Raw genomic sequence first — 25,804 nt, 5'->3', positions numbered from 1 at the left:
ATGAATTTGGTGTTTTTTCTCCCTATTATTTTAACCGTCTTTGGTCAAACTTCACAGGAAATAGTGAGCAATATCACGATTTTTTATTGGGTAAAACTTGTAAAAATACTGGGTTATAACGATGATGGAGAGCCAATGGTTAAAAAAGTCTACTTTAGTCTAACAACTACATAAAAGAGGAAGACATTGAAGTTATTACCTATCACATCGCTAGTGCTGTTATCCCTCGGAATATTGCCGCATGCCCATGCTGAAACTAGCACTAAACCGCTTACCCTGACCGACATCATGCATTTTGAGTCCCTCGAAAAGCCCGTTATCGCTGACAATGGTCAGGTGCTGGCGGTTGAGGTGGCGCCGGATCGTGGCGATAGCCATGGTTTAATTAAAAATCTGCAATCAGGAAAAGACTTTCAGATTGAAGGCGGCTCAGATCCTATCGTGAGTCACACTGGCCGTTATGTGGCGATGGCGGTTAAGCCTAGTTTGCTTAAAGTTGAAACCAGCGATGCTAAAGCTAAGAAAAAGCTTAAGGCCGATATGGTGTTGCTCGACACTGAAACGGGCATACAAACCAAATTTGAACGGGTAAAAGAATTTGTCTTTAGTGACGATGGCGCGCATTTAGCCATTTGGTTTGAAGCCGATGAAGAAGCCAAGAAAGACACCAAAGAGAAAACCGAAGGCACTGATGATAAGCCCAAAGCCGAGAAGGTGAAGGTCGATAAGTTTGACCAAGGCCGTCGTTTGAGTTTAGTGAATTTGTCTTCGCCATCGCAGCGGGTGGATCTGGAGCATGTGACCGCCTATCAGTTTGATAAAGACAGTCGCCGCTTGGCTGTCGCTGTCAATGATATCGAGGCGAAACAACATCAACTGCAACTGATTGATTTGAAAGACTACAAAAAATCAACGGTATTTGAATCTCAAACCCAACAAATCGGCGCGCTAGCACTTTCAAAAAATGGTCGCTGGCTGGCCTTTACTCAGGGGGATGCGAGTGAATTACCCTATGGCCGCAGTTATCAGTTAAGCCTAGTCGATATTGCTTCGGGCAAAATTCGCCCTGTGCCAAACACCAAAGAGTGGACGTTAAACCGTTACGCCAGTTTAAACTTTTCATTAGACAGTGAGCGACTTTTCTTTGGCCGAGTGCCTGAGGTGAGCCAGCAGCTTAGCCTGAAGAAAATCGCCGAAGAAAAAGATCTTTACGATAAAGATATTGTGACTGGCCAGCGCAAGCTTAAAGTTTGGCATGGGGAAGATCCGCGGATTAAACCCCATGAAATCAAGCAATATGAAGCAGAGCAAAAGCGTACTTATTTAGCCGTGCTGCATTTAGGCTCTAACAATGTGGTGCAGCTTGGCGATAAAACGGTGCCAGATGTGGCCCTGTCACAGCACAAGCGTTATATGCTGGCAAGCTCTGACTTACCCTATCGCAAGATGATCACTTGGGCTGGGTTCTATCAAGATTATTATTTGGTGGATATCAATACGGGTCGCAAGTTGCCGCTGTTAACCCAACAACCCAGTGATGCTGAGCCAAGCTTATCGGGCGACGGTAAATATGTGGCCTATTATCAGCAAGGTCATGTGTATTTATACGATATTGTCGAAGGTCGCCGCACTAATCTGACCCAGTCTTTAAAGGTGAGTTTTGCCGATGAAGATCATGATTCTCCCTCCAATGCGCCGGGTTATGGTTTTGGCCCTTGGCTTAAGGACGATGCCGGCTTCCTCGTCTACGATAAATTCGATGTGTGGCAGTTTAACACCGCATCGAAAACGGGCTTTGCCTTAACAGCAGGGCAGGGACGCGCTCAAAAAATTCAATATCGTGTTGAAGGTTTAGTCGATAATCCCGATGAGCCAACGACGCTTGCCTACAACGCTACTGTGCTGCTGCATGGTTACAGCGACAAGACTAAGGCCGATGGTTTTTATCAAGCGACCCTTGGCGAAGCGGGCGTTAAGCCCCTGATGGAAGGCGAGTATAAATTAACTGTGCTTGGGCGCAGTAAAGATGCCGATACCTTGGTGTTTTCTAAGGAGCGATTTGATCTCTTCCCCGATTTATACACCGCAAGCTATCAAGCACCACAACAAGCAGTGAAGCAAACCGATTTTGATAAGCAGCGCCAAGCTTTTAATTGGAGCCAAGCTGAATTAGTGCATTGGATCAATGGTGATGGTAAAGCCCTCGATGGTGTGTTGATAAAACCGACCAACTATCAAGCGGGCGAGCGTTATCCTGTGCTGGTGTACTACTATGAATTGATGACCGACAGACTGCATGCCTTTCCGCAAATGAAGGTCAACCATAGACCTAACTTCGCTTGGTATGTGAATAACGGTTATGCGGTATTTTTGCCGGATATTCGTTTCGATATTGGTTATCCCGGTGCCAGCTCAGTACAAACATTGACCTCGGGTGTGCAAAAGCTTATCGATATGGGCGTTGCCGATGCTAACGCCATTGGTTTACAAGGGCATTCTTGGAGTGGTTATCAAACGGCTTTTGCCATCACCCAAACTAAGATGTTCAAAGCCGCGGTGGCTGGTGCGCCAGTGGCGAATATGACCAGCGCCTACAGCGGTATTCGCCATGGCACCGGCATTGCACGCCAATTCCAATACGAAACAGGCCAAAGCCGCATAGGTGCAAGTTTATTTGCAGCGCCACAAAAATACATTGAGAACTCGCCCGTGTTTTATGCCGATCGCATTAAAACGCCGTTGATGATCATGTTTGGCGATAAAGACGATGCAGTGCCTTGGGAGCAAGGTGTTGAAATGTACTTAGCGATGCGCCGTGCGGGTAAAGATGTGGTGTTTTTACAATATGAAGATGAACCACATCATCTGAAGAAATACCCTAATAAGCTCGATTACAGCATTCGGATGATGGAATACTTCGACCATTATCTTAAAGGCAAACCAGCGCCAGCCTGGTTAAGCCAAGGCGAAGCCTATGTCGAATATAAAGCCGATGATGAGTAATCGTCTGTTTTAGGTTTATCTATAAGCAAACGCCACCATAAGGTGGCGTTTTTTATGGCAATAAGGGCGCGAGCTAGCTCATTGAAATAGTCCTTTTATCCCCTTCGAATTACCCTGCTTTAGCAAAGAAGAAGAGGGAGAAATTGAGGTCTAGAAAGACTAAATGACCCGTTGCTAAGTAACTTCAATGCCACCTCTGGTTGATGGGCGAACCATGACATTCACTCAACCGCCCCATCCGTGGAGCGGACGAGCGTCTCGCTAATCGCCATGGCTAGCCTTTTTAGCATTAGCGTAATCTGTAGATCTAATAATCTTACTCAGCACGCTTTGGGACAAAAGCATGTTAGATTCCCAACTCTAATTATTGAGTTTCGGATTAAAATTTCTATGGAGATAACTACCAAAGCAGCGGCGCGCGTTAGCGCGTCCAGCCCGCAGTGCGATGCTGCCTTTGCTTGTTAGTGGTTTTTCACAAATAGCTCGCATTTATAGCCGCCTTCCTCACTTTCCAGGTTTTCACTAACGTAGAGGGTATATTTCCCTGGCTTAGAAAATATCGTCTCATTACCACCTTTGTTATCCCAGCGATACCCAGTCGTGGTTGGGGCTATTTCAATTTCTTTTGCACTTTCAAACTGTTGAGAAGACATTAAAGACTTCATGGTTGATGGCGCTGCGCCAACTACCAAAAATAGCCATAAGTTTTCATCGTGCCTATATAAAGCAAGCTCCTTTCCGTGTTGCCCACTAAGATTAACTCGAAGAACATCGCCACGGCTTAACATGCGTGGAGTGCAAGACAGCATATCATCTGATTCTATCCAGATAGCCTCTGGAGCCTCAGATTCCTCAGCGTTCCCATGCAAGCTAATAAAAGCAAAGATAAAAAGCAGGACTTTATTCATCATTCACCACTAACGCCGCCAACACAGGCGAGCAACTTGTTGCGAGTCCAGCGACAGCTTGCTGGCGCGATTGTGATTGGCCTTGTTAGGCGCATCGAACCCAACTGGACTCATAACGCCTTTTGTATGGCTAGTGCCATTTTCTTCACAGTGGCTCCATCGAGACCCAAAGTGTTTCTGTTCAAGTTGGTATCACTCATACTGCCGATATGGCTCAACCAACCTCGGTAGTAACTCTCGGATCTGTTGATTGTGCTAATACGAGATTTCTGAGTTTTGATCGAATCCCAGTTTTTGTGGGTTGAATCAACATGCCTATGGTATAGATATGAGACGAAAAAAGTGGCGCCAATCGTGGTGAGTTTCTCGCCTCCCTCGAAAGCAAATGCGTGTCTTCCAGATTTTGAATTAGCCATTTTATTCTTCCTCGGAGTCGAATTCACGCCTAACATTTTATTCATGCGCATGCGCGTTTACCTCGTTAGACCAGTGAAAACGCGCACAGTTAACTATCTGTATGCAAAGAACTTATCAGCATTCTATTAAATATACCATCTGGAAAAACGCGCATGCGCGTTTTCCAAACCTATTAACTAAAACTCAGCCTCTATAGTCAATTGATTTTATAGCGTTTTATTTATTGCGCATGGAATTAGTGCGCACTGTTCTTGTCTTAAAATCATACAAAAATACCTAAATTTAAATACGACTGTATACCCATACATTCTTAGCCGATTTCTGGTAAGGCCAAACATAGGCAAATAGATAAGAATTTGTTTGCCAGCAGTAGTGGGAATTTTCGGTTGAGTTAACGAGCCGAAACACACTTTGGGGCAATAGCTTTTTAGCTAAACGAGCAGCGAGAGGGTTAGTTAAGATTGGCATTGTTGCACCTGTGACCTTCTAAAACATGGATGTTTTAGTAGAGCCCTCAGGGATGAGTTTATGGCGTGTCACTGGGGAAACAGTGGCAATGCATATATCGCAATATCCGATTCAGCCGACTTGTTTTGGGGCAATTACTTTTTAGCTGAACAACCGCTAGAGGGATAGTTAGGATTGGCATTGTTGTACCTGTGACCTTTTAAAACATCTAGGTTTTAGTAGAGCCCTTATGGATGCTTCTTGTGAAATAACAGGGTGGCGTGTCACAGGGGAAAATGACAATTCATCCTGCACACCTGACAATAAAGTTATCTCGCTTTTAAGCAGTTCTGTAACAGAAATGGCAATGTATTGATTTACAATGCCATTTTGGGAGATAGCTTAATAAGCTTTGGATATTTAGCTTAGGGATGATGGTGATATCAGAGCAAAATCAATTTTTGCTTGAGCTTTCGACCTCTTTGGCGGTGCGGCTAACAATATCTGTGCCGGCTTCGAGATACTGTTTATAGGTATCATCGCCCCAGGCCACGAGTTTATTATCTTTAAAAATCAGCGGGGTGCATTCTTCTTTGCTGGTCACGCCATCGGATTTTTCATGGTGAGTACGATAAAAGAGCACTTGTAGCTGGCTATCCTTAAGGGATTTTGCCTCTGTAAAATCGGCCTTACCAAATAGGGTTTTGACGGCGGAAATATCTTGCCCGAGTGTTAAATCGTTTAATTTCTGGCTGTTATAGACTTGCCTATCTTCCCAATCCATTTCATCTGGAGTGGGCTCATATACGAGCACCACTACGGCGACGAAGGCGACATAGGCAGCAAATATGCTACCAATAATAACCGAGGTTTTTGATTTCATTGAATCTAATTCCTTTGCATATCCAATGTGTTATTTGGCAAATGAATAAAATACGCCTTTGATGACCTGAGGTAAACGGCTTTATTGCAACTTAGTGTTAACAAGAGGCGCTAGTCGACGGGTGGCGTATGAATAGGGCTATTGACCCGAAAATCTTTTAAGTTGATGTTTAAGGGTAAATCGGTTTGTAGTTGGGCTAACTTATAACTGAGGCGTGCAATATCTCGGCCTTCTGCTAACTTTTTCGCTTGTTTGGCGCCGAGATTGGACAACGAGGAAAACAGTGTCGCTAAGGTTCTAAAGGTTCGGAGTAACTCGGCGGCCGATTTAGGGCCAATACCTGCGATACCGGGGATTTTATTGCCGCTATCACCCGCAAGAGCCATTAAATCGAGAAATTGGCTGCGATCGACTCCCAGTTTTTGTTCAAGCTCAGCGATGTTGAGATATTGCTGATTAAAGTGATCCCACTGGCTGATCCGCGGATGATTGAGTTGGCTAAAACCTTTATCCGTCGACACAATAATGGCTTCACCTTGGGCTTTGGCGGTTTTCATTGCAAGGGTGGCGATAACATCATCGGCCTCAGCAGCGGCATAAATTGATTGGATTTGTAAACTGTTAAGGTGTTCTTGCAATGCCGTTAAGCCCGCCGCCAGTGGCTCAGGCATAGGTTTACGGCCCTTTTTATAATCAGGGTAGAGCTGTTTACGCCAAGAGATCTCATCCCCATCCCAGACGATAGCGACATGGGTTGGGTGGTGAATGCGCAGCAGTTTAGTGCAGGCGACACTCACACGCTCCGTTAAACTGTCCATATCGTTCTCATCTGGGATCGCCGCATAAATCCGGCGGACTAAGTTGAGACCATCAATAATTAAAAACTTATTCATTGGCGGTTTTTGTTTTACTTCACTATTTGATAGCAGGGAACATAAGTGCTTCCCGGCAGTTTCATCCTATGCTGGGCGACAAAGGCACCCAGCAAATTATCCATCAACTCCATTAAATGCGGATCCCCTTTAATGTGGAAGGGACCTAATTGCTCAATTTGCTTGATGGTGTCGGATTTTACATTACCCGCTACGATACCCGAAAAGGCTTTGCGCAGGTTGGCTGCAAGCTCCGCTTTGTTGGTTTGAAAATGTAAATTTAAGTTTGCCATTACCTCATGGGTGGGAGTGAAGGGCAGTTGAAATTCCGGCTCAATTTTTAGCCCCCATTGATATTGGTAAGCATCTCCTGTGGCACGGCGATGGTTTTTCACTTGCTCCATGCCTTGCTTCATCACCCGAGCGACTTCGGCAGGATTATCAATAATGATTTGGTATTTTTGCTGCGCTTCAGGCCCTAAGGTAGCAGCAATAAACTCATCAATTTTAATAAAATAATCTGCGCTTTCGCTGGGGCCAGTTAATACCAGTGGGAAGGGCGTTTGTTGGTTTTCTTTATTGAGCAAAATCCCCAGTATATACAGCAGTTCTTCGGCTGTACCCGCACCGCCGGGGAAGATGATAATGCCGTGACCTAAGCGTACAAACGCTTCTAGGCGTTTTTCGATATCGGGCAAGATCACCAGCTCGTTAACGATTTGGTTAGGCGGCTCGGCGGCGATAATACTTGGCTCAGTGAGACCAATATAACGGGCATTTTTAATCCGTTGTTTAGAGTGACCAATCGCTGCGCCCTTCATCGGGCCTTCCATTGCGCCAGGGCCGCAACCAGTGCAAATATCTAATTCCCTTAGGCCGAGTTGATAACCGACTTCACGGGTATATTGGTATTCGATGGCATTAATGCTGTGTCCGCCCCAGCAGACCACTACATTAGGATCCTTCATGGGCGCAATGGCGCGGGCATTACGCAAAATATCAAACACGACGTTAGTAATGTGGCTAGCATTTGTTAAATTGATATGTTTTAGGGTGTCGTATTTGTCGCTGATGTAGAGAATATCTCTGAGCACCGAAAATAAATGCTCTTGGATCCCAGTGATAATTTGGCCATCAACAAAGGCTTGTTCCGGTGGATTGATAAGCTCGAGCTTAACCCCGCGTTCACGTTGCAGTACATTGATGTCGAAGTCGTGATATTGCTCGAATAGTGCTTTAGAATTGTCTGTCTTTAAACCTGCGGCGAGTACCGCGAGTGAGCAGTTACGATACAGTTGATATAGGGCGCTTTTGGCGCTTTTTTTGAGGCGATCAACTTCAAGTTGTGAAAGCTGATCCATGCTGCCCTTAGGGCTGACTTTTACTATCATTTATCACTCCTTCGTATCGACAGGAGTGATAAGAAACGACGTATAGTCTGACTTAGTTATACGTCAATCACGACCCTGTCTCTGCTTTCATGTTTTGCTTTGTAGAGTGCTGCATCGGCGCGCTCAAAGGTTTCGTGTATGAGCTCATTGCCCATGACTCGTGCAGCCCCTATAGATACTGTAACTGTAATTCGCTGATTTTTAAATTTAAATGGAATATTTTTTACTTTTTCTCTAACTCTGTTTAAAAGTTGAGCGATATCGTTATCGTCAATATCTGGCAAAATGAGCACAAATTCTTCACCGCCGTAGCGGGCGACAAACTCGGTATCCCGTAAAGAATTTTTTAATGCCATGGCGATGACCTGTAGGGTTTTGTCCCCAGTACTGTGGCCAAAACTGTCATTGATGCTCTTAAAGTGATCGATATCTGCAATCGCAATCCATAGCGGAGATTTATAACGTTGGTAATTGCGATACTCAAGCTCCATGCGCTCTTCTAGGGCGGCACGGTTAGGTAATTGAGTTAGGCTGTCCAGCAGATTGAGCTTTTGTTGTTCGAAAAGTCGTTCTTTATAGGTATTGGCCTCGTTGCTCAGCTCGTTAAGCTCTTTGCGCATGGTTTCCATCGATTTACGCAGTAAGGCTTGCTCGCGTTGTTCTAAGGCTTCTTTGCGGGCGAGGGCGGAGCGAATCGAATTGAGCTGTTCGGTTAAACGTGCTTTGAGGTCGACAATATCGTCGGTATCGATAATGGCTTCACCCACATTATCGACTCGAGAATTGATTTCACGATTAAGCTGGGTTTTAAGTTGGAAACTACGCTGGTTGTGATTATAGGATTCACTAACGACTTCCCGCACTGCTGCTAAGGCATCGTTTAAGGCGTAGAGAAATTCCTGAGAGGCGGATTTTTCCCGTGCAATATTATCGAGCAGCAGGGATAAAATCGTTTGATAAGCCTCGAGTAAATTATCGATTTCAATATCGGATGCTAGCATTTCTTTAATGACAAGCACTTGATCGCGTTGATCTTTACGGAATTCAATTTCCGAGATCATTTGTGCCAACTCATGGGCGAGTTGTCTGTGCTTTGGTAACACATCTAACTTTTCAGTTTCATTAAACTGTTGCTGTAGGATGGTGTCGTAGAAGCCGATAATTTGTTTTACTTTAGGAATGTACTCCCACACCGTATGGAACGGTTTAGCGAGATCTTGCTTAAAGTAGTTAATTTCTTTTTTGAGCTTTTCTGGTACAGAGTTAACCCGTTGAATTTGGCGGACGACCTGTGCAAGCCCTGCGCGACTTTCTTCAAGTTGTACCATTACGTGGTGGTATTGGCCTTTTAATAGGCGTTCAACATCGACCAATTCAGGTAGGGCTTCATCGACTCGCTCAAAGGTATTTAAGTTATGGCGAAGTTTGGCAAGCTTATTATCCAATTCTAAGTTTTGACCTTTGCAGGCAAGACTTAAATGACCAATAAATTGGAGTAAAGTTTGTAACTTAGCATTTCTATCTTCATTGACTTCATCGAGGGCAAGTTTTGCCGAATGAAGTTTCTGTTGAAGTAATGCAAGTTGTGTAACAGTCGCGTTGGAATCCTTCATCCGGAGTATTTTCCTAACTCTGCAGGGCTAACAAGCAAGACGTCCTCTGTCCAGATTAGCGTTTAACTCATATGCTTCTAATGTTATAACAATGGTCGTAGAGTGCAAATTGCTTTGCTTGTACGATAGTGATTAATTGTCGATATTGATCAAATATTTTCTAACAAATGCCGATTTTGGTTATTTTCCCAGCAAGGCCATACAATATCTTCCTTTATCGCATTCGTCTCGACTCGGATCAGGCCGCGTTCAATACCTTTCTCTAAGTGCAAAAACAGCGGGTCGGCAAACAGTGTCGGTGGCACAAAATCTAATGCTCTGAGACTCACATAATAGCAAGTGTCATTTGGCAAACTTCGTGCACCAGCGAGCGCCATTTGCACGGTTTCAAACAGCAATTTGGGGGCAATGTTAATCTCCGCTTTGGCAAGCAGGGGCAAATTGATAAAGCCGAGATTGAAACTAGGCGTAAATGCTTGTTTATCGAATTGCTGTTGAAGTTGTGTTAACACTTGCTGTGGTTCTACGGCCTCAGTAAACCTGACCGCAAATAAGCCCTGGCGGATCACATAGACGGGCATAAACAGACTATGGCTAATATGGTTTGTGAGCTGACGGGTCATAGTATTAGCAAAATATTGGCCGTGATTGAGGTCAGTCGATATATGGTCGCGAAATTCAATTAAAGCTAGCGCAGTGGTTTGAGAGCTAGGCGGGTTTAGCGTCAGATCGTTTAATAGTGCAGCATATCCCTTATGATGGGTAAAAGGTTCTTCTAAGCTTAATTGAAGCAGCGATGCGTTTTGCTGTTTGCTCCTGCGTCGTTGATTTAGTAAGAAGATAACTGCTATCACCAACAAGGTTATGATAAGACCACTAAATGCCAGGAATTGATTAGTATCCTTAGCGGTTTGAATGGCATCATTTAACTTGCTTTGAATCATATTGAGTTCTAACTTGAGCTGCTGTTCAGCAAGGACTGAAGCAGTGACGCCAGGATCTTTAGCAGTGTCTTTTAATGAGTTGTTTAACTCAATAATCTTTTTTTGTGTGTTGATCACTTTGGCTTGATCTTGCTGTTTTTCTGCCGAAAGGGCGATTTGTGTCAGTGCTGATTTTTGCTCCTCTGGTAGATTTAAATCTGTCGCCAACACTAAAGCGTTTTCAGCATGCCCCATCATCAACGGCCAATCTTGCTTACCTTGAGCAATTTCACCAATCAGTAATTCGTTATAGACCAAGTAATGATGGCTTTGTTTTTCAGTGAATATTTTATTAGCCATCAACAAATACTTAAGTGCATTCACATCATCATTAAGATGCGAATAAGCTTGACCTAAATTGTGGAAATTAAGCCCTTGAGCGATGTAATTACCGCGTTTAGCATCGAGTTGCTGAGCATTAAGGTAGTAATCAATGGCGCGGTTCCAATCCCCTTGCTCACCATACACCATGGCAATAACTGTCATACAGCTGGAAAGATAAGTATCGTTCCCTAGCTTTTTAAATCCTGCTGCGGCTTCGTGGGCATTTTTTAACGCTTCATCCCATTGTTTTAAATCACGATACACCTTAGCGAGTTGTAACTGAAGATGCGTTTTCATTGACGGATAATTGGAGCGATTTGATAGTCGAATCGCTTCACTATAATGTTGCAATGATTTGGTTAGTTGTTGATTTTTATTATAGTAGTGCCCTAGTTTCGATTCGGCAGCCGCGATGAGGTAGTCGTTTCTGAGCTTATAAGCAATATCGCGATAAGTGTGAAAATGCATTAGTGCAGGTACATCTTGGCGAATAACCAAGTGCAGGCCACCTAAATGTTCATGGATGGTATGTTTTAGCAGCATAGACTCAATATCAACGCTTTCGCTGATCTGTGTCAGTGCTTCGTTATAAAAAGCGATCGCTTCTTGGTATTTTTGTTCGGTGCGGCCGATATAGCGCCCCTTTAGCATGGCGACGGTGGCTTGCTCGAAGGGCGTTTGCGCTATGCTTGCCAGAAGTTCGATTAAGTTGTTTGCGTCTTGAAAACCCACCTTGGTTTTGACATTGGGTTCCAGATTTAACCGTGCGAGGAGTTGCAGTATGTGCTCAAACTCATCACTGCTGTAGCCCTGTTCTTGGGCTGCTCGTTCGAATTGTTCACGGTTCTTAAAGGTGATTGGAAAAGAAATCGACTGATTAAGCCTGTCATACATTTTTTGTGGCGTTTCACGCAATTCTATTTCTTCAGCCTCAAGATCGACCGCCAAGGTTTGAAAAGAAATAGATATTAACAAGGTCACGAAAATAACAATGAGTTTATGCATGTGTAGGTGGCCCTATATTCCCTAAGTCAAGGAACTTATTTTGTTAGCTTTTGTTAGCGCCTAATGAGGATGCTACATCGACTTGTTATACTTGGAAAAAATATAAGAAGCATAATAACAGAAGACGGAAGGAAGTCAGAGTGAAACCCAATAGATTATCTATTTTGGCATTAAGTGTATTAGGGTCGGCTAACGTATTTGCCGATGTGGATTACAAAATTGATTTAAGCCAACCCCAACATCATCTTGCACAGGTGAGTGTAACGTTTCCCGAAGCTAAAGCAGGTGAGTTAACGGTTAATCTTCCTGTGTGGCGTACGGGTAAATACCAAGTGTTACCACTCTCTGATGGCGTGCGTTTATTCACGGCAAAAGACAGTAAGGGCAATCCACTCCCATGGAAACGCAGTGCTAGTGGCGAGTGGAAAATTGCCTTAGATAATCCAACCAATGTAACCGTGAGTTATCAACTTTACGCCAATGAATTAGGCCAGCGCGTGCGTCATATTGATTCAAGCCATGCTTATCTCGATGCCAGTGGCGTATTAATGTATAGCCCGCAATTTCGAGAAGACCCAGTAGCAGTACAATTAACCGTGCCCGAAAACTGGCAGAGTTATTCGGGCATGTCGTCAGGCAAAATGGCGCATTCCTTTATTGCACCTAATTATGATGTGCTAATTGACTCCCCCATTGAAACAGGGGTGAGTACTCACAAAAAATTTAGTGCTAATGGCAAAGACTATGAATTAGTGTTTTGGGGTGAAGGCAACTACGATGCCGATAAGGTGGTGAAAGACTTAACCGCATTGAGTGGCCAAGCCAAAGCGATCTGGGATGATTATCCTTTTGATCGTTATGTGTATATGGTGCATGCCACCAGCGGGGCGGGCGGCGCGACCGAGCACTTAAACTCGACGGTTATCCAACTACCACGCTTTAGTTTTCGTGAGCGTAAGGATTACCTGCGCTTTATTAGCACGGCGTCCCATGAGTTTATTCATACTTGGAACGTTAAAGCTTATCGTCCGGCGGGTCTTGTTCCCTACGATTATCAGCATGAAAATATGACTGAACTGTTGTGGATTGCCGAGGGATCAACTAGTTATTTCCAAGGGCAATTGTTGCTGCGCGCAGGTGTAATGACGCCTAAGGAATTTTTAGAAGACCTCGCCAAACGCATCGAGAAGAGTGAGCTTACACCGGGGCGCGAAATTCAATCCGTTGCCGAAGCCAGTTTAGGCGAGTGGAGCAGCACGGGCGGCGATTATGCCATTAACCACAGTGTGAATATTTACTCCGAAGGTTATTTAGCCTCACTGGCGCTGGATTTCTCTCTGCTGACGGACTCGAATCTTGCCCATTCATACCGCGACGTGCATCGTAAACTCTATCAGGATTACCGCGTTCCTAAGGGGTACACTGTGGCCGATGTGCAGCAAATTCTGAAGGACTTATCGGGTAAGGACTATGGCCCATGGTGGCAAAGTCATGTGAATAGTCCACTGAGCCTTGAGTTTTCAAGCCTGTTGTCTCAGGCGGGATTAGTGATGTCCTACGGTAAAGACGCTAAAGCTGAGCCTTTCACTGGCATGACCTTAAGCAGCGAATATGGTTCTTTGGTGCTTGCCCAAGTATTGCGTAATAGCCCCGCCTGGCAGGCTGGTATCATGGCGGGAGACGAGATTATCGCGATTAATGGCTTAAAGGTGACCGCTCAAGGATTTGATAAGCGCATCAAAGACTTTAAAGTGGGTGATAAGGTCGAAATCACCTTATTTAACAACGACAAAATCAAGCAAGTGGCGTTAACCTTAGGTGAGAAACAAAGCGGCAAGCTAGTGCTCAAAGGCGATGTGAAGGCGACTAAACAGCAAAAAGCCTTCTTCAAGGCTTGGCTGGGCATCGATTGGCCGTTTGATAATAAGGGTGAGCTGCTGACGAAAAGTTAACTTGTTTGCGATTTGAGTGAGTGGGCTTTAGGTTGGCTTATTCGAATCACTACCAATGTGTTACTTCAGTCATAGATACTAAAAAGGCGCCGCAGTGAACTGAGTCCAACTGCGGCGCCTTTTACTTTTCTAATACTGGCTAGGAAGGAGCCTTGGCCAAATACGATCAGCGTTTTAAGCGTTAAGCTTTAGTCTCTTCAATGCCACCCAATGCAGAAACCAGGGCGTGCATTAGTGCGACTAATTCACTGCCCATTAAGGCAAAGTCAGCATCGAGGCGCGCCATCGGATCTTCATTACCCAACTCATCATTACCCGCTCTAAATTCTTCGGAGAATTTTAAGCGTTTCACACTGGCATCGGATTGCAGCAATAGCGCAATCGATTGGCCAAAGTGCAGGGCGAGCTTATGCACTTCTTTGCCGGTTTCTAGGTGGGCAAGTACTTCGTCTTCTTTTAGATCTTGCTGCTTAAAGCGTACTATGCCGCCTTCATCTGCGGCAGATTTCAGCTCAGCTTCATCTTGCATTTCAAAAGGTAAGGGGGCGCTGCCATTTTTAAGCCATTCAGTTAATTGGCTTTCAATCGGTGCTTTAAAGCTTAATGGGATCACTGGCAAGCTACCTAAGGCCTTGCGTAATAAGGCTAATAATTCTTCTGCCTTAGTGGCGCTTGAGCTGTCGACGAGGATCATTTCTAGCTCAGGTAAAATCAGTGCGCGTGTTTGGCTGCGGCGCGAAAAAGCGCGTGGCAATAGGCTAGTGATGATTTCATCTTTTAGCGCATCTTTTTCTTTTTTGGCGAGTTTACGATTTTCTTCGTCTTCAATTTGTGCCACTTTTTCTTCTAATGATTCTTTAATTACTTGACCAGGAAGAATTTTTTCTTCTTTAGTGACACAGATTAGATGACGATTGTTGGCGCTGTGCACTAAGGTGCTGCCCTGTTTACCTAAGGCATTGGAAAACCCAAATTTGCTGATGTCTTGGCTGCCGCACGGGGAAAATGTGAAATCGGCAAGTGCGGTTTCAAGTGCTTCTGTCTCGATGGAAAAAGGTTTATTGAAACGATAAAGAGTAAGATTTTTAAACCACATAAGATGCGCTCATTGGAAAAATAAAGTCGCAGTTTACGGCATAGTTGCGGCGGGGTAAACCTACCTGAAATCGTTAAATTTTGCCTTGGTTGCAGAATTCATCAAAATGTAACATTGAGAAAAACTCAGCTATAACCCTTGGTGTTAATGGGTTTTGTCTTTTGTAGGTGGTGCGGTTTTATGGTGGTAGTCCTAAGTTGTCACAATTGAAATAAAACTGAAACAGATTCATTGCAAACTTTCGGTCGTTCCAAACCAATAACCAAGACGAACATAACGTCGAAAGGATTAAATGATGAACGTTTTTTGTAAAACTCTACTTGCTTCTGCGCTAGCTTCTGCAACTCTGGCTTCTGCTTATGCCGCTGAGCCACTGACTGTTTATGGTAAGTTGAATGTTACCGCTCAATCAAACGATGAGAAAGGTGACGCTACAACAACTATTCAAAGTAATGCTTCTCGTTTTGGTGTGAAGGGTGATTTCGAATTATCAAGTTCACTTACTGCTTTTTATACTGTTGAGTATCAAGTAGATACTGGCAATGCATCAAGCGACAACTTTACTGCGCGTAATCAATTTGTTGGTTTAAAAGGCGACTTTGGTTCGTTCTCTGTTGGTCGTAACGATACTTTGCTGAAGATTTCTCAAGGTGATGTTGACCAATTTAACGATCTTTCTGGCGACTTAACAAAATTATTTAAAGGTGAAGTTCGTGCTGCGCAAACGGCAACTTACTTAACCCCTTCCTTTGGTGACTTCGTGTTTGGTGTCACTTATGTTGCGGAAGGTAATGATGTTAAAAGTCAATTTGCTCAAGATGGTTTCAGTGCTGCCGCCATGTATGGTGACGCTAAGTTAAAGAAAACCGCTGTCTATGCAGCCCTTGCGTACGATTCTGATGTGTCTGGATATGAAATCGTGCGTGCTAGCTTACAAGCCAAGTTAGCTGGCATCAAGTTGGGTGGTATGTATCAGCAGCAGGAACAAACGTACAAATACAATGCAACAACGGGCGAACCAGTTGAGGTGTCTGCAGACAGTGCGACTGGCTACCTGTTAAGTGCTGCTTATGATATCAATGCTGTGACATTAAAAGCACAATATCAAGACATGGAAGACTTAGGTGATTCATGGTCAGTGGGTGCGGATTACAGCTTAGGCAAGCCGACTAAAGTATTTGCTTTCTATACCAATCGCTCTTTAGAAGCGAATACAGATGATGATAAATACATCGGTGTTGGTTTAGAACACAAGTTCTAATCTCAGTATTAAGATTGAATTAAGGAGGCTTCGGCCTCCTTTTTTATTGCGATAAACAAACAGTTATATAAACTTAATATGACAATTATCGCTACTATATAGCTTGTGCGGCACACTTATTCATAAATCTGTAATAAAAATGACTAATAATAGCCGTGTTGACATTCACTGACAGAAAATCACCTATGACTGCAAGGATATTGATAGTAGAAGACGAGTTAGCCATCCGCGAGATGCTGACTTTTGTAATGGAACAGCATGGGTTTACCACCTCTGCGGCAGAAGATTTTGATTCGGCCATTGCGCTGCTAAAGGAGCCTTACCCCGATCTGATTTTGTTGGATTGGATGTTTCCTGGAGGAAGCGGTATTCAATTGGCTAAACGCCTCAAGCAGGATGAGTTTACCCGTCAGATCCCCATTATTATGCTCACCGCCCGTGGAGAAGAGGAAGATAAGGTTAAGGGCCTCGAAGTGGGCGCCGATGACTATATCACTAAACCTTTCTCACCCAAGGAGTTGGTGGCACGTATCAAAGCGGTGCTACGCCGTAGCGCGCCGACCCGTCTTGAAGAAACGATTGACGTACAAGGATTGTTACTCGACCCCGTGAGTCACAGGGTGAGTGTTGGTGATACTGTACTCGATATGGGACCCACAGAATTTCGATTGTTACACTTTTTTATGACACACCCAGAACGCGTCTATAGCCGCGAACAGCTGCTTGATAATGTGTGGGGCACAAACGTATATGTCGAAGACCGAACCGTAGATGTTCATATCCGTCGTTTACGTAAAGCGGTTGAAGAGTCGGGCCATGATCGTCTCATTCAAACGGTTCGTGGCGCGGGTTATCGTTTCTCAACACGTAGTTAGTGCCAAATAAGAGATAGGCACAGGTTAGCTTTTCGGCTATCTTGTGCTCCTCTTATTTAGCCTGATGTTTGGGTTTATTTATGTTCGACTCTTATTCAGGGTACCGGTTGTTTACGCGCTTAGCCGTATTTTTACTGCTTTGTTTGCTCATTGGTTTATTGGTAGGGAAACCCCTCTGGATACTGATCATTGGATTGCTAGGGCTAGTGTTCTGGCATTACCGTCAGTTAGCGCGACTTAATTTTTGGTTATGGCGAGATAGAAAATTAACGCCTCCCCAAGGTACTGGCAGTTGGGAAGGCGTATTTAATGGTATTTACCGCCTGCAAGGTAAAAATCGTCGCCGAGTCGGTCAATTGGCGGCTCTACTTGGGCGTTTCCGTCAAGGCGCTGAAGCCTTACCCGATGCAGCAGTCGTGCTCGACTCAGAGCATAATATCTTATGGTGTAATAAATTAGCTCAGCTGATGTTGGGATTCGTTTGGCCACAGGATAATGGTCAACGAATCGATAATTTAATTCGTCATCCCGATTTTTCTGCCTATATCAAAGCGGCTGAATATAAGGAACCCTTAGAGCTGGCTTCGCCCGTATCGGAGCGGCGTTTACTCGAAATTCGTATCATGGCCTATGGCGATCGGCAGTTACTGTTGATTGCCCGCGATATTACACGGATAAGACAACTCGAAGGCATGCGTAAAGAATTTGTCGCCAATGTGTCACACGAACTCAAAACCCCGCTCACTGTATTGCAGGGCTATTTAGAGATGATGCAAAGCATGGCGGAACCCGATTCGATGAACGCTAAGCCCTTAGCCTTAATGCAGCAGCAGACTCGGCGAATGCAGTCGATGGTCGAACAATTACTGGTGTTATCGCGTATCGAAGATGCGGTGGATATTAATCTTGAGAACACGGTAAACATGTCGCAGCTAATGGAAGCTTTAAAGGAAGAAGCTAAAGCATTAGCGCAGGATAAATATGAGTTAAGTTTCCATTGTGAGCCGGGATTAGATTCCCATGGCAATGAGCTACAGCTTAGAAGTGCTTGCTCTAACCTGATTTCTAATGCGATTCGTTACACTGAACCTGGTGGCAAGATTACGGTGCAGTGGCGTAGCGTTGCTACTGGCGGTCTCTTCAGTGTGACAGATACTGGGGAAGGGATTGCACCGCAGCATATCAATCGCTTAACCGAGCGTTTTTATCGAGTTGACAGCGCGCGCTCACGGCAAACGGGGGGCAGCGGCCTTGGTTTAGCCATTGTGAAACATGCGTTAAGTCATCATCACAGTGAGCTTAATATCAGCAGTGAATTAGGAAAGGGTAGCACTTTCAGCTTTGTGATCCCGCAGCATTTGATTGAACGTAAAAAATAATTGCTATTTAATGTAACGTTATTTTTTATATATTAAAAACAGGTCATTATGGCCTGTTTTGTTTTTTATCGGGTTTGAATCGGCGGATTTTTTATAAAAAGGTGTTTTGTCATCTAAGTGTCATATCTTAGACATAGAATTGTCATTGTAGCGATTGATACTGGCTGCGTCTGAAGAAACTTAAGTTACAAATTAGTTAGCTTATTACTGGAGCACATAATGAAACTGAAAAAGCTTGTCGGCGCGATGACTCTTACTGCCGCTGGTGTATTCTCTGCCACTGCAATGGCATCTGTTGATCAATCTCTGCCAACTTACGAGAAAGCAAGTGGGGTATCGGGCAACCTTTCCTCTGTAGGTTCAGATACTTTAGCCAATATGATGACACTGTGGGCTGAAGAATTTAAACAGATGTACCCTAACGTAAATATCCAAATTCAAGCAGCTGGTTCTTCTACTGCGCCACCAGCATTAACTGAAGGTACTTCACAATTTGGCCCAATGAGCCGCAAGATGAAGCCTAATGAAGAAGAAGCCTTCGAAAAACACTACGGTTACAAGCCAACTGCAGTTCGTGTTGCGATTGACGCTTTAGCGGTGTTCGTACACAAAGATAACCCAATCAAAGGCTTAACTGTCGAACAAGTTGACGGTATTTTCTCCTCTACTCACAAATGTGGTAGCAGCGACATCCAACGTTGGGGCGATTTAGGCCTTGACGGTAACTGGTCAGCTAAAGACGTACAGTTATATGGCCGTAACTCAGTATCTGGTACTTACGGTTACTTTAAAGAGCACGCTCTGTGTAAAGGTGACTTCAAGGCCAACGTAAACGAGCAACCAGGTTCTGCTTCTGTAGTTCAGTCAGTGTCTCAATCACTGAACGCTATCGGTTACTCAGGTATCGGTTACAAAACTGCTGGTGTGAAAGCCGTTGCCATCGCGAAGAAAGGTAACGAGTTTATCGAAGCGACTGCAGAAAACGCCGCTAACGGTACTTACCCATTATCACGTTACTTATATGTGTACGTGAACAAGCAGCCAAACAAAGACTTAGCACCAATGGAAAAAGAATTCATCCGTTACGTGCTGTCTAAGCAAGGTCAGCAAGTGGTAGAAAAAGACGGTTATGTGACTCTGCCTAAGAGCGTCGTTGCTAAAGATTTAGAACAGTTAGGCATCCGCCTCTAATGCTAAATCGCTAAACCTTAAGGGTCTCTTCGGAGGCCCTTTTTGTTTTGGGGACTTAAACCACCAACGTCAGTATGGGGTTATCATGCTAGGTGATTACTAGTTGGCGCTTACGACTGAAAAATGGGCATAAAAAAAAGCAACCTAATTAGGTTGCTGTAAATTCCAATTCGGAATCTGGGGACGGTCGCGCTAGAAACCATCGAAAGGAGAATGATGATGAACGAAGAAACTCATTGCAAAGATTCGGTCCATAATATCTGACTCAAGGGCGCGAAATTAGTTCAGCAAAAATAGAAAATTTTTGAAAATATTTTTACTATTTTTCTTTATGCATTGAAAAATATGTAAATTTTATTTTTATGAGTTAACTAAAGTCGATTATGGCAAAACTTGGATTCAAGCATTGTTACAAAATGCTGATGCGAGGACAGTTTATTCGATTGCGCGTCGGTAAATCTGCGTCCGATAATATGATTAGATAATTTACCGTTCACAGGTTAGCTAAGTGATGTCATCAGAAAGCCAGCAAATGCCAATCGCTCCCGCAGCATGGGATTTAACTCGGGATTACCATTCCTTTGCCAATAGCGACCAAGTGCAGGTCACACACTTATCCCTCGCGTTGAAAATCGACTTTGCGACTCGCACTTTGCTCGGGGAAGCGATTCTGTCACTTCGCTACTTTGAACCACAGACTAGCGAGTTATGGCTCGATAGCCGTGATTTACATATTTTATCGGTCACGACTGATACTCAAGAGCCCCTTGAGTTTGTGCTTGAAGTGCCAAATGAAATCCTCGGGCAGAAATTGGTGATCCAGCTACCTGCTGAAAAGTGTGAGCGAGTCTGTATTCACTATCGCACCTCGCCAGAAGCTGAAGGGTTGCAGTGGCTTATGCCTGAGCAAACGGCCGGCAAACAGTTACCTTATCTCTTTAGTCAATCTCAGCCCATTAATGCCCGCAGTTGGATCCCCTTGCAGGATACGCCAAAGGCGCGGATAACCTTCGATGCGAAAGTCCAAGTGCCCAAGGGAATGCGTGCAGTGATGAGTGCGATGAATCATCCAGATACACCGCTTGAAGGGATATTTACGTTTGAGATGGAGAAACCAATCCCAACCCATTTGCTGGCATTAGCGGTAGGCGATTTGGCATTTCAAGCTATAGGCCCGCGCAGCGGCGTGTATACAGAACCTTGCATGTTGGCCGCCGCAGCAACTGAGTTTGCCGATACCGAACATATGCTAGATGTGGCGCAATCGCTATTAGGCCCCTATGCCTGGGGGCGTTATGACATGATCATCTTGCCGCCGAGCTTTCCGTTTGGTGGCATGGAAAATCCCCGTTTAGCTTTTTTAACTCCAACCTTGATTGCGGGAGATAAGAGCCTTGTGTCAACGGTTGCCCATGAGTTGGCACACTCGTGGACGGGCAATTTGGTGAGCAATGCCACATGGCGTGATCTCTGGTTAAATGAAGGTTTTACGACCTATTTCACCAATCGAATTGTCGAGGAAGTCTATGGCAAGGAGCAGGCTGAGCTAGAATGGGTTATTGAATTTGGTCGACTAAAAGAAGAAATGGCCGTTTTACCGCGCCATAGGCAAACGCTACCCGCCAATGTACAACAGGCCGATCCTAATCTGGCCTTTAACCGCTTTACCTATGATAAGGCGTCGATGTTCGTCCATGAATTAGAGCATCGACTTGGCCGCACCGAATTCGATAAGTTTCTGTTTGCCTATGTGCAGCACTTTGCTTTTAAGGCAATTACCACTGAAGAGTTTGTCAAATACGCCAAAGTCGCTTTAGTTGAAGCCTATTCCGATAAGATAAGCGAAGCCGAATTGCTGGAATGGATTTATGGCGAAGGGCTACCTCAAGGTTATGTTGGGCCCACATCGCGAAGTTTAGATAAGGTCGATAGCGCCTTGGAGGACTTTCTAAAGGGCAAAGCGGCTAGTGAGCTTAAGGTGCAAGGCTGGCGTGTCCATCACTGGCAATACTTTTTGACCCAATTGCCTGAAGTCTTGTCTCAGGTGCAATTAATGGATTTGGACGATACCTTTAAGTTAACCGAGTCGACCAATGCCGAAATTGCCTGCGATTGGTTTAGGGTCGCTATCCGCAATCATTACGATCCCGTGCTGCCCGCTTTAAGCGCTTATTTACAGCGTATTGGCCGCGGCAAGTTTGTCCGTCCGCTTTACGCTGAGTTAAAGATTGCGGGTTATCATGCTGAGTTACAACAGATTTATGCAAGCGCACGCGCAGGTTATCACCCATCCATTCAAGTGCAGTTAGATAGGATGTTTAACTCGTAAAAACAGATAAAAAAAATGGCAACCAAAGGTTGCCATAAGAAAATCAAGCTAGGAGACAAAGGAATTCAGTGCGCTAGCGTGTATTCGATTGCTTCCCAAAAGGGAGATGATGATGAACGACCAACCAATTCGACTCTATGCAATAACTTGAAACTGTTCCATTGAATTAAACGGCATGTTTTATCCATTTAATCCTTTGCTAAACTTTTCATTTAGCAATCAATTGTGCATTAAAGCGGATTTGTTAATCCTTACATATAGTCAGACTAAGGCCTTTTCATAAAGTTCAGTTTGCGGCTAAAAATTTTTGAAATTATTTTCGACCATGCCGACATGCTAAATATAGAAGTCAGTGGGTGACTACATTTATTTTACAAATAAAACATAGACATAAAAAAAGGCAACCAATTGGTTGCCTAGTGACCTCTTCCTAGGTCAAGGGGGCCGCGCTAGAAGCCCCTGGGAGAATGATGAACATGAAAAAGACATTCGCTGTTCAATATGTTTGAGGGGCTTATAGGGTTAAAGTTCCATCGAAAATAAAAAATAACTTAACTTTTTATTTAATAGAAAAGTTTCAACGGGATAGCTCGCTGATTACTTTAAAAGCGTTTCTATTTTGTCGCTAATGTCTTCTGGTTTTGTGGTTGGCGCAAAGCGAGCGACCACTTCTCCCTGACGATTCACTAAGAATTTAGTGAAATTCCACTTAATCCGTTCTGTGCCCAATAGGCCCGGCGCTGCTTTTTTAAGATACTGATATAAAGGGTGAGTATGCTCACCGTTTACCTCGATTTTTGAAAATAGGGGAAAACTCACGCCAAAGTTGAGTTCACAAAAGCTTTGGATGCCTTTCTCATCGGCTTTTTCTTGGGCACCAAACTGATTGCATGGGAAGCCTAAAACCACAAATCCTTGTGCTTTATATTTTTGATAAAGCGCCTCTAAGCCTTTGTACTGTGGTGTAAAACCGCACTCACTGGCGGTATTTACAATTAAAATTACTTTGCCTTGATATTGTGCCAGTGCCGTTGGATTGCCTTGAATGTCGTTTGCGCTGTGGCTATAGATAGTCGATGTCATCATTACCTCCTTAGGTGTGATGATTAGCATAAATAATAGTTAAGTTGTTATCAATCAATTTGTGTGCAATTTATTCTGTGTGTTTGCCAATCTTCTTCAATATCAATATAGTTACGCTAATTTTTATCTCAGCAGAAGGGCGTTTATGTGACTGAACATGAAGCCGAATACGAAACAAACACACAGGCCGATGTCGGGCAGGTTGTTCAGCAACTCACTGAAGTTGAAGGTGAAGAACAGGCTGAAGTGTTCAGTGAAATCTTAAATGAAGCAGAGCCTGGTACTATTGCATTAGCACTGGAGTCTTTACCCTTAGACGAGCGTTACGAGCGTTGGCAACAGGTTGAGTTTAGTGACCGTGTAACAGTGCTGAGTTTAATGCGTGCCGATCCGCGTATGGGTATCCTAAAGCAGATGCCCGACAATGAGGTGGATCTGCTATTCGCGCAGCTTAGTCCTGAGGATTTGATTGAGTGGAGTGATTATCTCCCCGAAAGTTTTACCGACCGCGCCTTGGCGCAGATGGGCGAGCGTCAGCGGCAGCGTTTCGAGTTGTATGACCAATATTCGGAAAACGAAATTGGTCGTTATACCGATCATCAAATGTTAGTGCTCAGCGATAAGGCGACTGTGGCTCAGGCGCAGCGGTTTTTCAGGCGAATTGAACTCGACTGTAACGACAACTTATTTATCGTCGATGAGGCGGATAAATACCTAGGTACGGTCAGACGTTATGATATTTTCAAGCATGATCCCTCTGAGCCGCTGATTTCACTGTTATCGGAAGACAGTCGTGCATTAACTGCGGATACGACGCTACTCGATGCCGCCGAGGCGATAGAACATAGCCGCGAAATTGAGTTACCCGTGATCGATGAGGCTGGGGAGCTGATTGGCCGTGTCACCCTGAGGGCCGCGACTGCCTTAGTGCGTGAACATTACGAAGCGCAATTAATGGCGACCGCGGGTATGGATGAGTCCGACGACTTATTCGCCCCAATCATCAAAGGTGCGCAGCGCCGCGCCGTGTGGTTAGGGATTAACTTACTCACCGCATTTTTGGCCTCGGCAACCATTGGATTGTTTGAAAACGTCTTATCTCAAGTGGTTGCACTTGCGGTACTTATGCCGATAGTGGCGTCCATGGGCGGGATTGCGGGGAGTCAGTCGCTCACCTTGATGATCCGCGGTATGGCGATGGGGCAGATCTCTGCGGGTAACTTATTCTCGTTAATGAAGAACGAGTTAGGGATTGGTTTAGTCAATGGTACTCTGTGGGCGATTGTTATTGGACTGGTATCGGGCTGGTGGTTTGCCGACAGCACCATAGGCATAGTGATAGGTTGTGCGATTTTAATCAATATGGCGGTCGCGGCTTTAGCTGGGGTGATTGTGCCTATGGTCTTGCAGCGATTTAACCAAGATGCGGCGCTCTCTGGCTCGGTGATTTTAACCACTGTGACCGATGTGGTGGGCTTTTTCACTTTCCTCGGTATGGCGACGATACTTTATCTTTAAGTGGATTTAGGTTGTTTAACTCATTTGTATGAATCAAAACGATATTCAATTTGTTCTTTGTCAAAACGCGGCCGAATTAGCGGCTGCGGCGTCATTAATTGACCTGCGCGATGACAACGCGCATCCCCTCGACCATCAGGCTTTTGCTCTGTCCCGCGCCGTGATATTGGCGAAGACTCTCGAAGGCGAGATAGTCGGCTGCGCAGCGATTAAGGCCGGTTCTGGCCCTGTGGGGGAACTCGGTTATCTGGTGGTCTCGCCTTTATATCGCCGCCGAGGCATCGCCCAAGGGCTTACCCTTATGCGGATTGAAGTGGCTAAAGCACAGGGAATCGCCCTGTTATTTGCCACTATTCGAGATGAAAACAACGCCAGCAGAGTGAATTTACTCAAGGCCGGATTTCACTTTTGGCGTAACTATTTGAGCATTAGAGGAACGGGGAATACCGTGGGTTGGTATTACTTAACCTTATGTGATGAGATTGATATTGAAGGAACGATGCAAACCTTAGTGGGAAATCGTATACCAGCACCTTAATGTGTAAAAAATGTTTTATTTAGGTTTTGCTGGTGTTTATGGCTGGTTTTTATTTGGTTTTAAATTCAAAAATATCGGCACCAAAATCCTAAATATGCAGATTTTCTTTTTTTATTCGGTATGATCCGCGCTATTACCCACAGTCATTATTGAGGTGTTTTTATGGCTAAATTCAGAGTAGCAAGTGTCTTATTATTGAGTGCAGCCGCGCTGCAAGTGAATGCGTCAGAATTTAATCTTGGCTTAAACAACGATGTGGTTTCTACTGAGTTAGAGCTGCAAGTGAATAAAGATACTAATGCAGTATTAGGATATATTTATTCGGACGATAGCGGTCATATTGCTCAAGGTGCAATGCACATGACCCACGATGCGGGAGTGCATCATTTTGAAGTGGGCGCTAAGTTAAGCCAGTTATGGGCAGACGATGCGCCAAATGGCAGTACTGTGTCTGTCGGTGGTCGTTATGCGTTAGCCTTAGGGCCAAATATTTCTATACATGCTGCCGCTTACTACGCGCCATCGGTATTGTCTTTCGGTAATGTCGATGGTCAGTATGAATTGGATTCCAAAGTGCAATACAACATCAACCCAAATATGGCACTGTACGTCGGTTATCGTAAAATTGCCTTTGAATACGATAATGCTCGTGATTTTACCTTTGAAGATGGTGCGTACATCGGCGGTAAATTCCGCTTCTAATCGAACCAGTAAATTGGCGACCTAAATGTGTCGC

18 protein-coding genes are annotated in these 25,804 nt (G+C 44.5%); 10 read left to right on the top strand and 8 right to left on the bottom strand.

Annotation, left to right across the window (positions count from 1 at the left end; genetic code table 11):
- Positions 1 to 186: 186 nt before the first annotated feature.
- A complete protein-coding gene (locus KXJ80_RS16925; RefSeq protein WP_218738254.1) occupies positions 187 to 3,003 on the top strand; it encodes a S9 family peptidase in 2,817 nt (938 codons plus the stop codon).
- Positions 3,004 to 3,464: 461 nt separating this feature from the next.
- Here KXJ80_RS16925 and KXJ80_RS16920 read toward each other — a convergent pair whose 3' ends face one another.
- From KXJ80_RS16920 to KXJ80_RS16895, 6 genes are all read right to left on the bottom strand, one after another.
- Positions 3,465 to 3,914, bottom strand: a complete 450-nt coding sequence (locus tag KXJ80_RS16920; RefSeq protein WP_218738255.1) for a hypothetical protein — start codon at positions 3,912 to 3,914, stop codon at positions 3,465 to 3,467.
- A gap of 1,315 nt (positions 3,915 to 5,229) precedes the next feature.
- Positions 5,230 to 5,658, bottom strand: coding sequence for a DUF3192 domain-containing protein (locus tag KXJ80_RS16915; protein WP_037416564.1), 429 nt, complete (start codon positions 5,656 to 5,658; stop codon positions 5,230 to 5,232).
- 110 nt (positions 5,659 to 5,768) lie between these two features.
- Positions 5,769 to 6,551 carry a flap endonuclease Xni gene (xni, locus tag KXJ80_RS16910; RefSeq protein WP_144375540.1) on the bottom strand — a complete coding sequence of 261 codons (783 nt, stop codon included), beginning with the start codon at positions 6,549 to 6,551 and terminating at the stop codon, positions 5,769 to 5,771.
- Between the two features lie 14 nt (positions 6,552 to 6,565).
- Positions 6,566 to 7,921, bottom strand: coding sequence for a nucleotide 5'-monophosphate nucleosidase PpnN (gene ppnN, locus KXJ80_RS16905; RefSeq protein WP_218738256.1), 1,356 nt, complete (start codon positions 7,919 to 7,921; stop codon positions 6,566 to 6,568).
- A 56-nt stretch (positions 7,922 to 7,977) separates the two neighbouring features.
- Entirely contained in the window at positions 7,978 to 9,534 is a 1,557-nt protein-coding gene (locus KXJ80_RS16900) for a GGDEF domain-containing protein (RefSeq protein WP_218738257.1), read from the bottom strand.
- Positions 9,535 to 9,683: 149 nt separating this feature from the next.
- Complete coding sequence (locus KXJ80_RS16895; RefSeq protein ID WP_218738258.1) at positions 9,684 to 11,846, bottom strand: tetratricopeptide repeat protein; 2,163 nt, start codon at positions 11,844 to 11,846, stop codon at positions 9,684 to 9,686.
- Positions 11,847 to 11,986: 140 nt separating this feature from the next.
- Here KXJ80_RS16895 and KXJ80_RS16890 point away from each other — a divergent pair, with 140 nt between their 5' ends.
- Positions 11,987 to 13,798, top strand: a complete 1,812-nt coding sequence (locus tag KXJ80_RS16890; protein ID WP_047538682.1) for a M61 family metallopeptidase — start codon at positions 11,987 to 11,989, stop codon at positions 13,796 to 13,798.
- Between the two features lie 181 nt (positions 13,799 to 13,979).
- Here the strand turns inward: KXJ80_RS16890 and rdgC are convergent, their stop codons facing one another.
- A complete protein-coding gene (gene rdgC / locus KXJ80_RS16885; protein ID WP_218738259.1) occupies positions 13,980 to 14,894 on the bottom strand; it encodes a recombination-associated protein RdgC in 915 nt (304 codons plus the stop codon).
- 292 nt (positions 14,895 to 15,186) lie between these two features.
- Here rdgC and KXJ80_RS16880 point away from each other — a divergent pair, with 292 nt between their 5' ends.
- From KXJ80_RS16880 to KXJ80_RS16860, 5 genes are all read left to right on the top strand, one after another.
- On the top strand, positions 15,187 to 16,155 hold the full coding sequence (locus KXJ80_RS16880) for a porin (protein WP_037416585.1): 969 nt from the start codon (positions 15,187 to 15,189) through the stop codon (positions 16,153 to 16,155).
- A gap of 185 nt (positions 16,156 to 16,340) precedes the next feature.
- Positions 16,341 to 17,030, top strand: coding sequence for a phosphate regulon transcriptional regulator PhoB (gene phoB / locus KXJ80_RS16875; protein WP_011071727.1), 690 nt, complete (start codon positions 16,341 to 16,343; stop codon positions 17,028 to 17,030).
- Between the two features lie 80 nt (positions 17,031 to 17,110).
- Positions 17,111 to 18,409: a phosphate regulon sensor histidine kinase PhoR gene (gene phoR, locus KXJ80_RS16870; protein ID WP_218738260.1), complete on the top strand. Its 1,299-nt coding sequence runs from the start codon at positions 17,111 to 17,113 to the stop codon at positions 18,407 to 18,409.
- Between the two features lie 219 nt (positions 18,410 to 18,628).
- Positions 18,629 to 19,600, top strand: coding sequence for a PstS family phosphate ABC transporter substrate-binding protein (locus tag KXJ80_RS16865; RefSeq protein ID WP_011623458.1), 972 nt, complete (start codon positions 18,629 to 18,631; stop codon positions 19,598 to 19,600).
- Positions 19,601 to 20,111: 511 nt separating this feature from the next.
- On the top strand, positions 20,112 to 21,929 hold the full coding sequence (locus KXJ80_RS16860) for a M1 family metallopeptidase (RefSeq protein WP_218738616.1): 1,818 nt from the start codon (positions 20,112 to 20,114) through the stop codon (positions 21,927 to 21,929).
- Between the two features lie 597 nt (positions 21,930 to 22,526).
- On the opposite strand, the gene KXJ80_RS16855 is transcribed toward KXJ80_RS16860, so the two are convergent.
- Complete coding sequence (locus tag KXJ80_RS16855; RefSeq protein WP_037425797.1) at positions 22,527 to 23,012, bottom strand: glutathione peroxidase; 486 nt, start codon at positions 23,010 to 23,012, stop codon at positions 22,527 to 22,529.
- 147 nt (positions 23,013 to 23,159) lie between these two features.
- Between KXJ80_RS16855 and KXJ80_RS16850 the strand changes: the two genes are divergently transcribed.
- The 3 genes from KXJ80_RS16850 to KXJ80_RS16840 all read left to right on the top strand — a co-directional run bounded on the left by KXJ80_RS16850 (position 23,160) and on the right by KXJ80_RS16840 (position 25,770).
- Positions 23,160 to 24,530 (top strand): magnesium transporter, encoded by a 1,371-nt coding sequence (locus KXJ80_RS16850; protein WP_037416602.1) that lies wholly within the window; start codon positions 23,160 to 23,162, stop codon positions 24,528 to 24,530.
- A gap of 28 nt (positions 24,531 to 24,558) precedes the next feature.
- Complete coding sequence (locus KXJ80_RS16845; protein WP_037416604.1) at positions 24,559 to 25,068, top strand: GNAT family N-acetyltransferase; 510 nt, start codon at positions 24,559 to 24,561, stop codon at positions 25,066 to 25,068.
- A gap of 162 nt (positions 25,069 to 25,230) precedes the next feature.
- A complete protein-coding gene (locus KXJ80_RS16840; RefSeq protein WP_037416607.1) occupies positions 25,231 to 25,770 on the top strand; it encodes a YfaZ family protein in 540 nt (179 codons plus the stop codon).
- Positions 25,771 to 25,804 lie beyond the last annotated feature (34 nt).

It is taken from the genome of Shewanella xiamenensis (assembly GCF_024971755.1).
Classification (GTDB): Bacteria; Pseudomonadota; Gammaproteobacteria; order Enterobacterales; family Shewanellaceae; genus Shewanella; species Shewanella xiamenensis.
This window is presented reverse-complemented; position numbering and strand designations above follow the sequence as displayed.

Excerpts from the sequence above, each read along its gene's own strand:
- KXJ80_RS16920 (WP_218738255.1), bottom strand. The coding sequence starts at position 3,914 with ATGATGAATAAAGTCCTGCTTTTTATCTTTGCTTTTATTAGCTTGCAT.
- KXJ80_RS16915 (WP_037416564.1), bottom strand. The coding sequence starts at position 5,658 with ATGAAATCAAAAACCTCGGTTATTATTGGTAGCATATTTGCTGCCTAT.
- xni (WP_144375540.1), bottom strand. The coding sequence starts at position 6,551 with ATGAATAAGTTTTTAATTATTGATGGTCTCAACTTAGTCCGCCGGATT.
- ppnN (WP_218738256.1), bottom strand. The coding sequence starts at position 7,921 with ATGATAGTAAAAGTCAGCCCTAAGGGCAGCATGGATCAGCTTTCACAA.
- KXJ80_RS16900 (WP_218738257.1), bottom strand. The coding sequence starts at position 9,534 with ATGAAGGATTCCAACGCGACTGTTACACAACTTGCATTACTTCAACAG.
- KXJ80_RS16895 (WP_218738258.1), bottom strand. The coding sequence starts at position 11,846 with ATGCATAAACTCATTGTTATTTTCGTGACCTTGTTAATATCTATTTCT.
- rdgC (WP_218738259.1), bottom strand. The coding sequence starts at position 14,894 with ATGTGGTTTAAAAATCTTACTCTTTATCGTTTCAATAAACCTTTTTCC.
- KXJ80_RS16880 (WP_037416585.1), top strand. The coding sequence starts at position 15,187 with ATGATGAACGTTTTTTGTAAAACTCTACTTGCTTCTGCGCTAGCTTCT.
- phoB (WP_011071727.1), top strand. The coding sequence starts at position 16,341 with ATGACTGCAAGGATATTGATAGTAGAAGACGAGTTAGCCATCCGCGAG.
- phoR (WP_218738260.1), top strand. The coding sequence starts at position 17,111 with ATGTTCGACTCTTATTCAGGGTACCGGTTGTTTACGCGCTTAGCCGTA.
- KXJ80_RS16865 (WP_011623458.1), top strand. The coding sequence starts at position 18,629 with ATGAAACTGAAAAAGCTTGTCGGCGCGATGACTCTTACTGCCGCTGGT.
- KXJ80_RS16860 (WP_218738616.1), top strand. The coding sequence starts at position 20,112 with ATGTCATCAGAAAGCCAGCAAATGCCAATCGCTCCCGCAGCATGGGAT.
- KXJ80_RS16855 (WP_037425797.1), bottom strand. The coding sequence starts at position 23,012 with ATGACATCGACTATCTATAGCCACAGCGCAAACGACATTCAAGGCAAT.
- KXJ80_RS16845 (WP_037416604.1), top strand. The coding sequence starts at position 24,559 with ATGAATCAAAACGATATTCAATTTGTTCTTTGTCAAAACGCGGCCGAA.
- KXJ80_RS16840 (WP_037416607.1), top strand. The coding sequence starts at position 25,231 with ATGGCTAAATTCAGAGTAGCAAGTGTCTTATTATTGAGTGCAGCCGCG.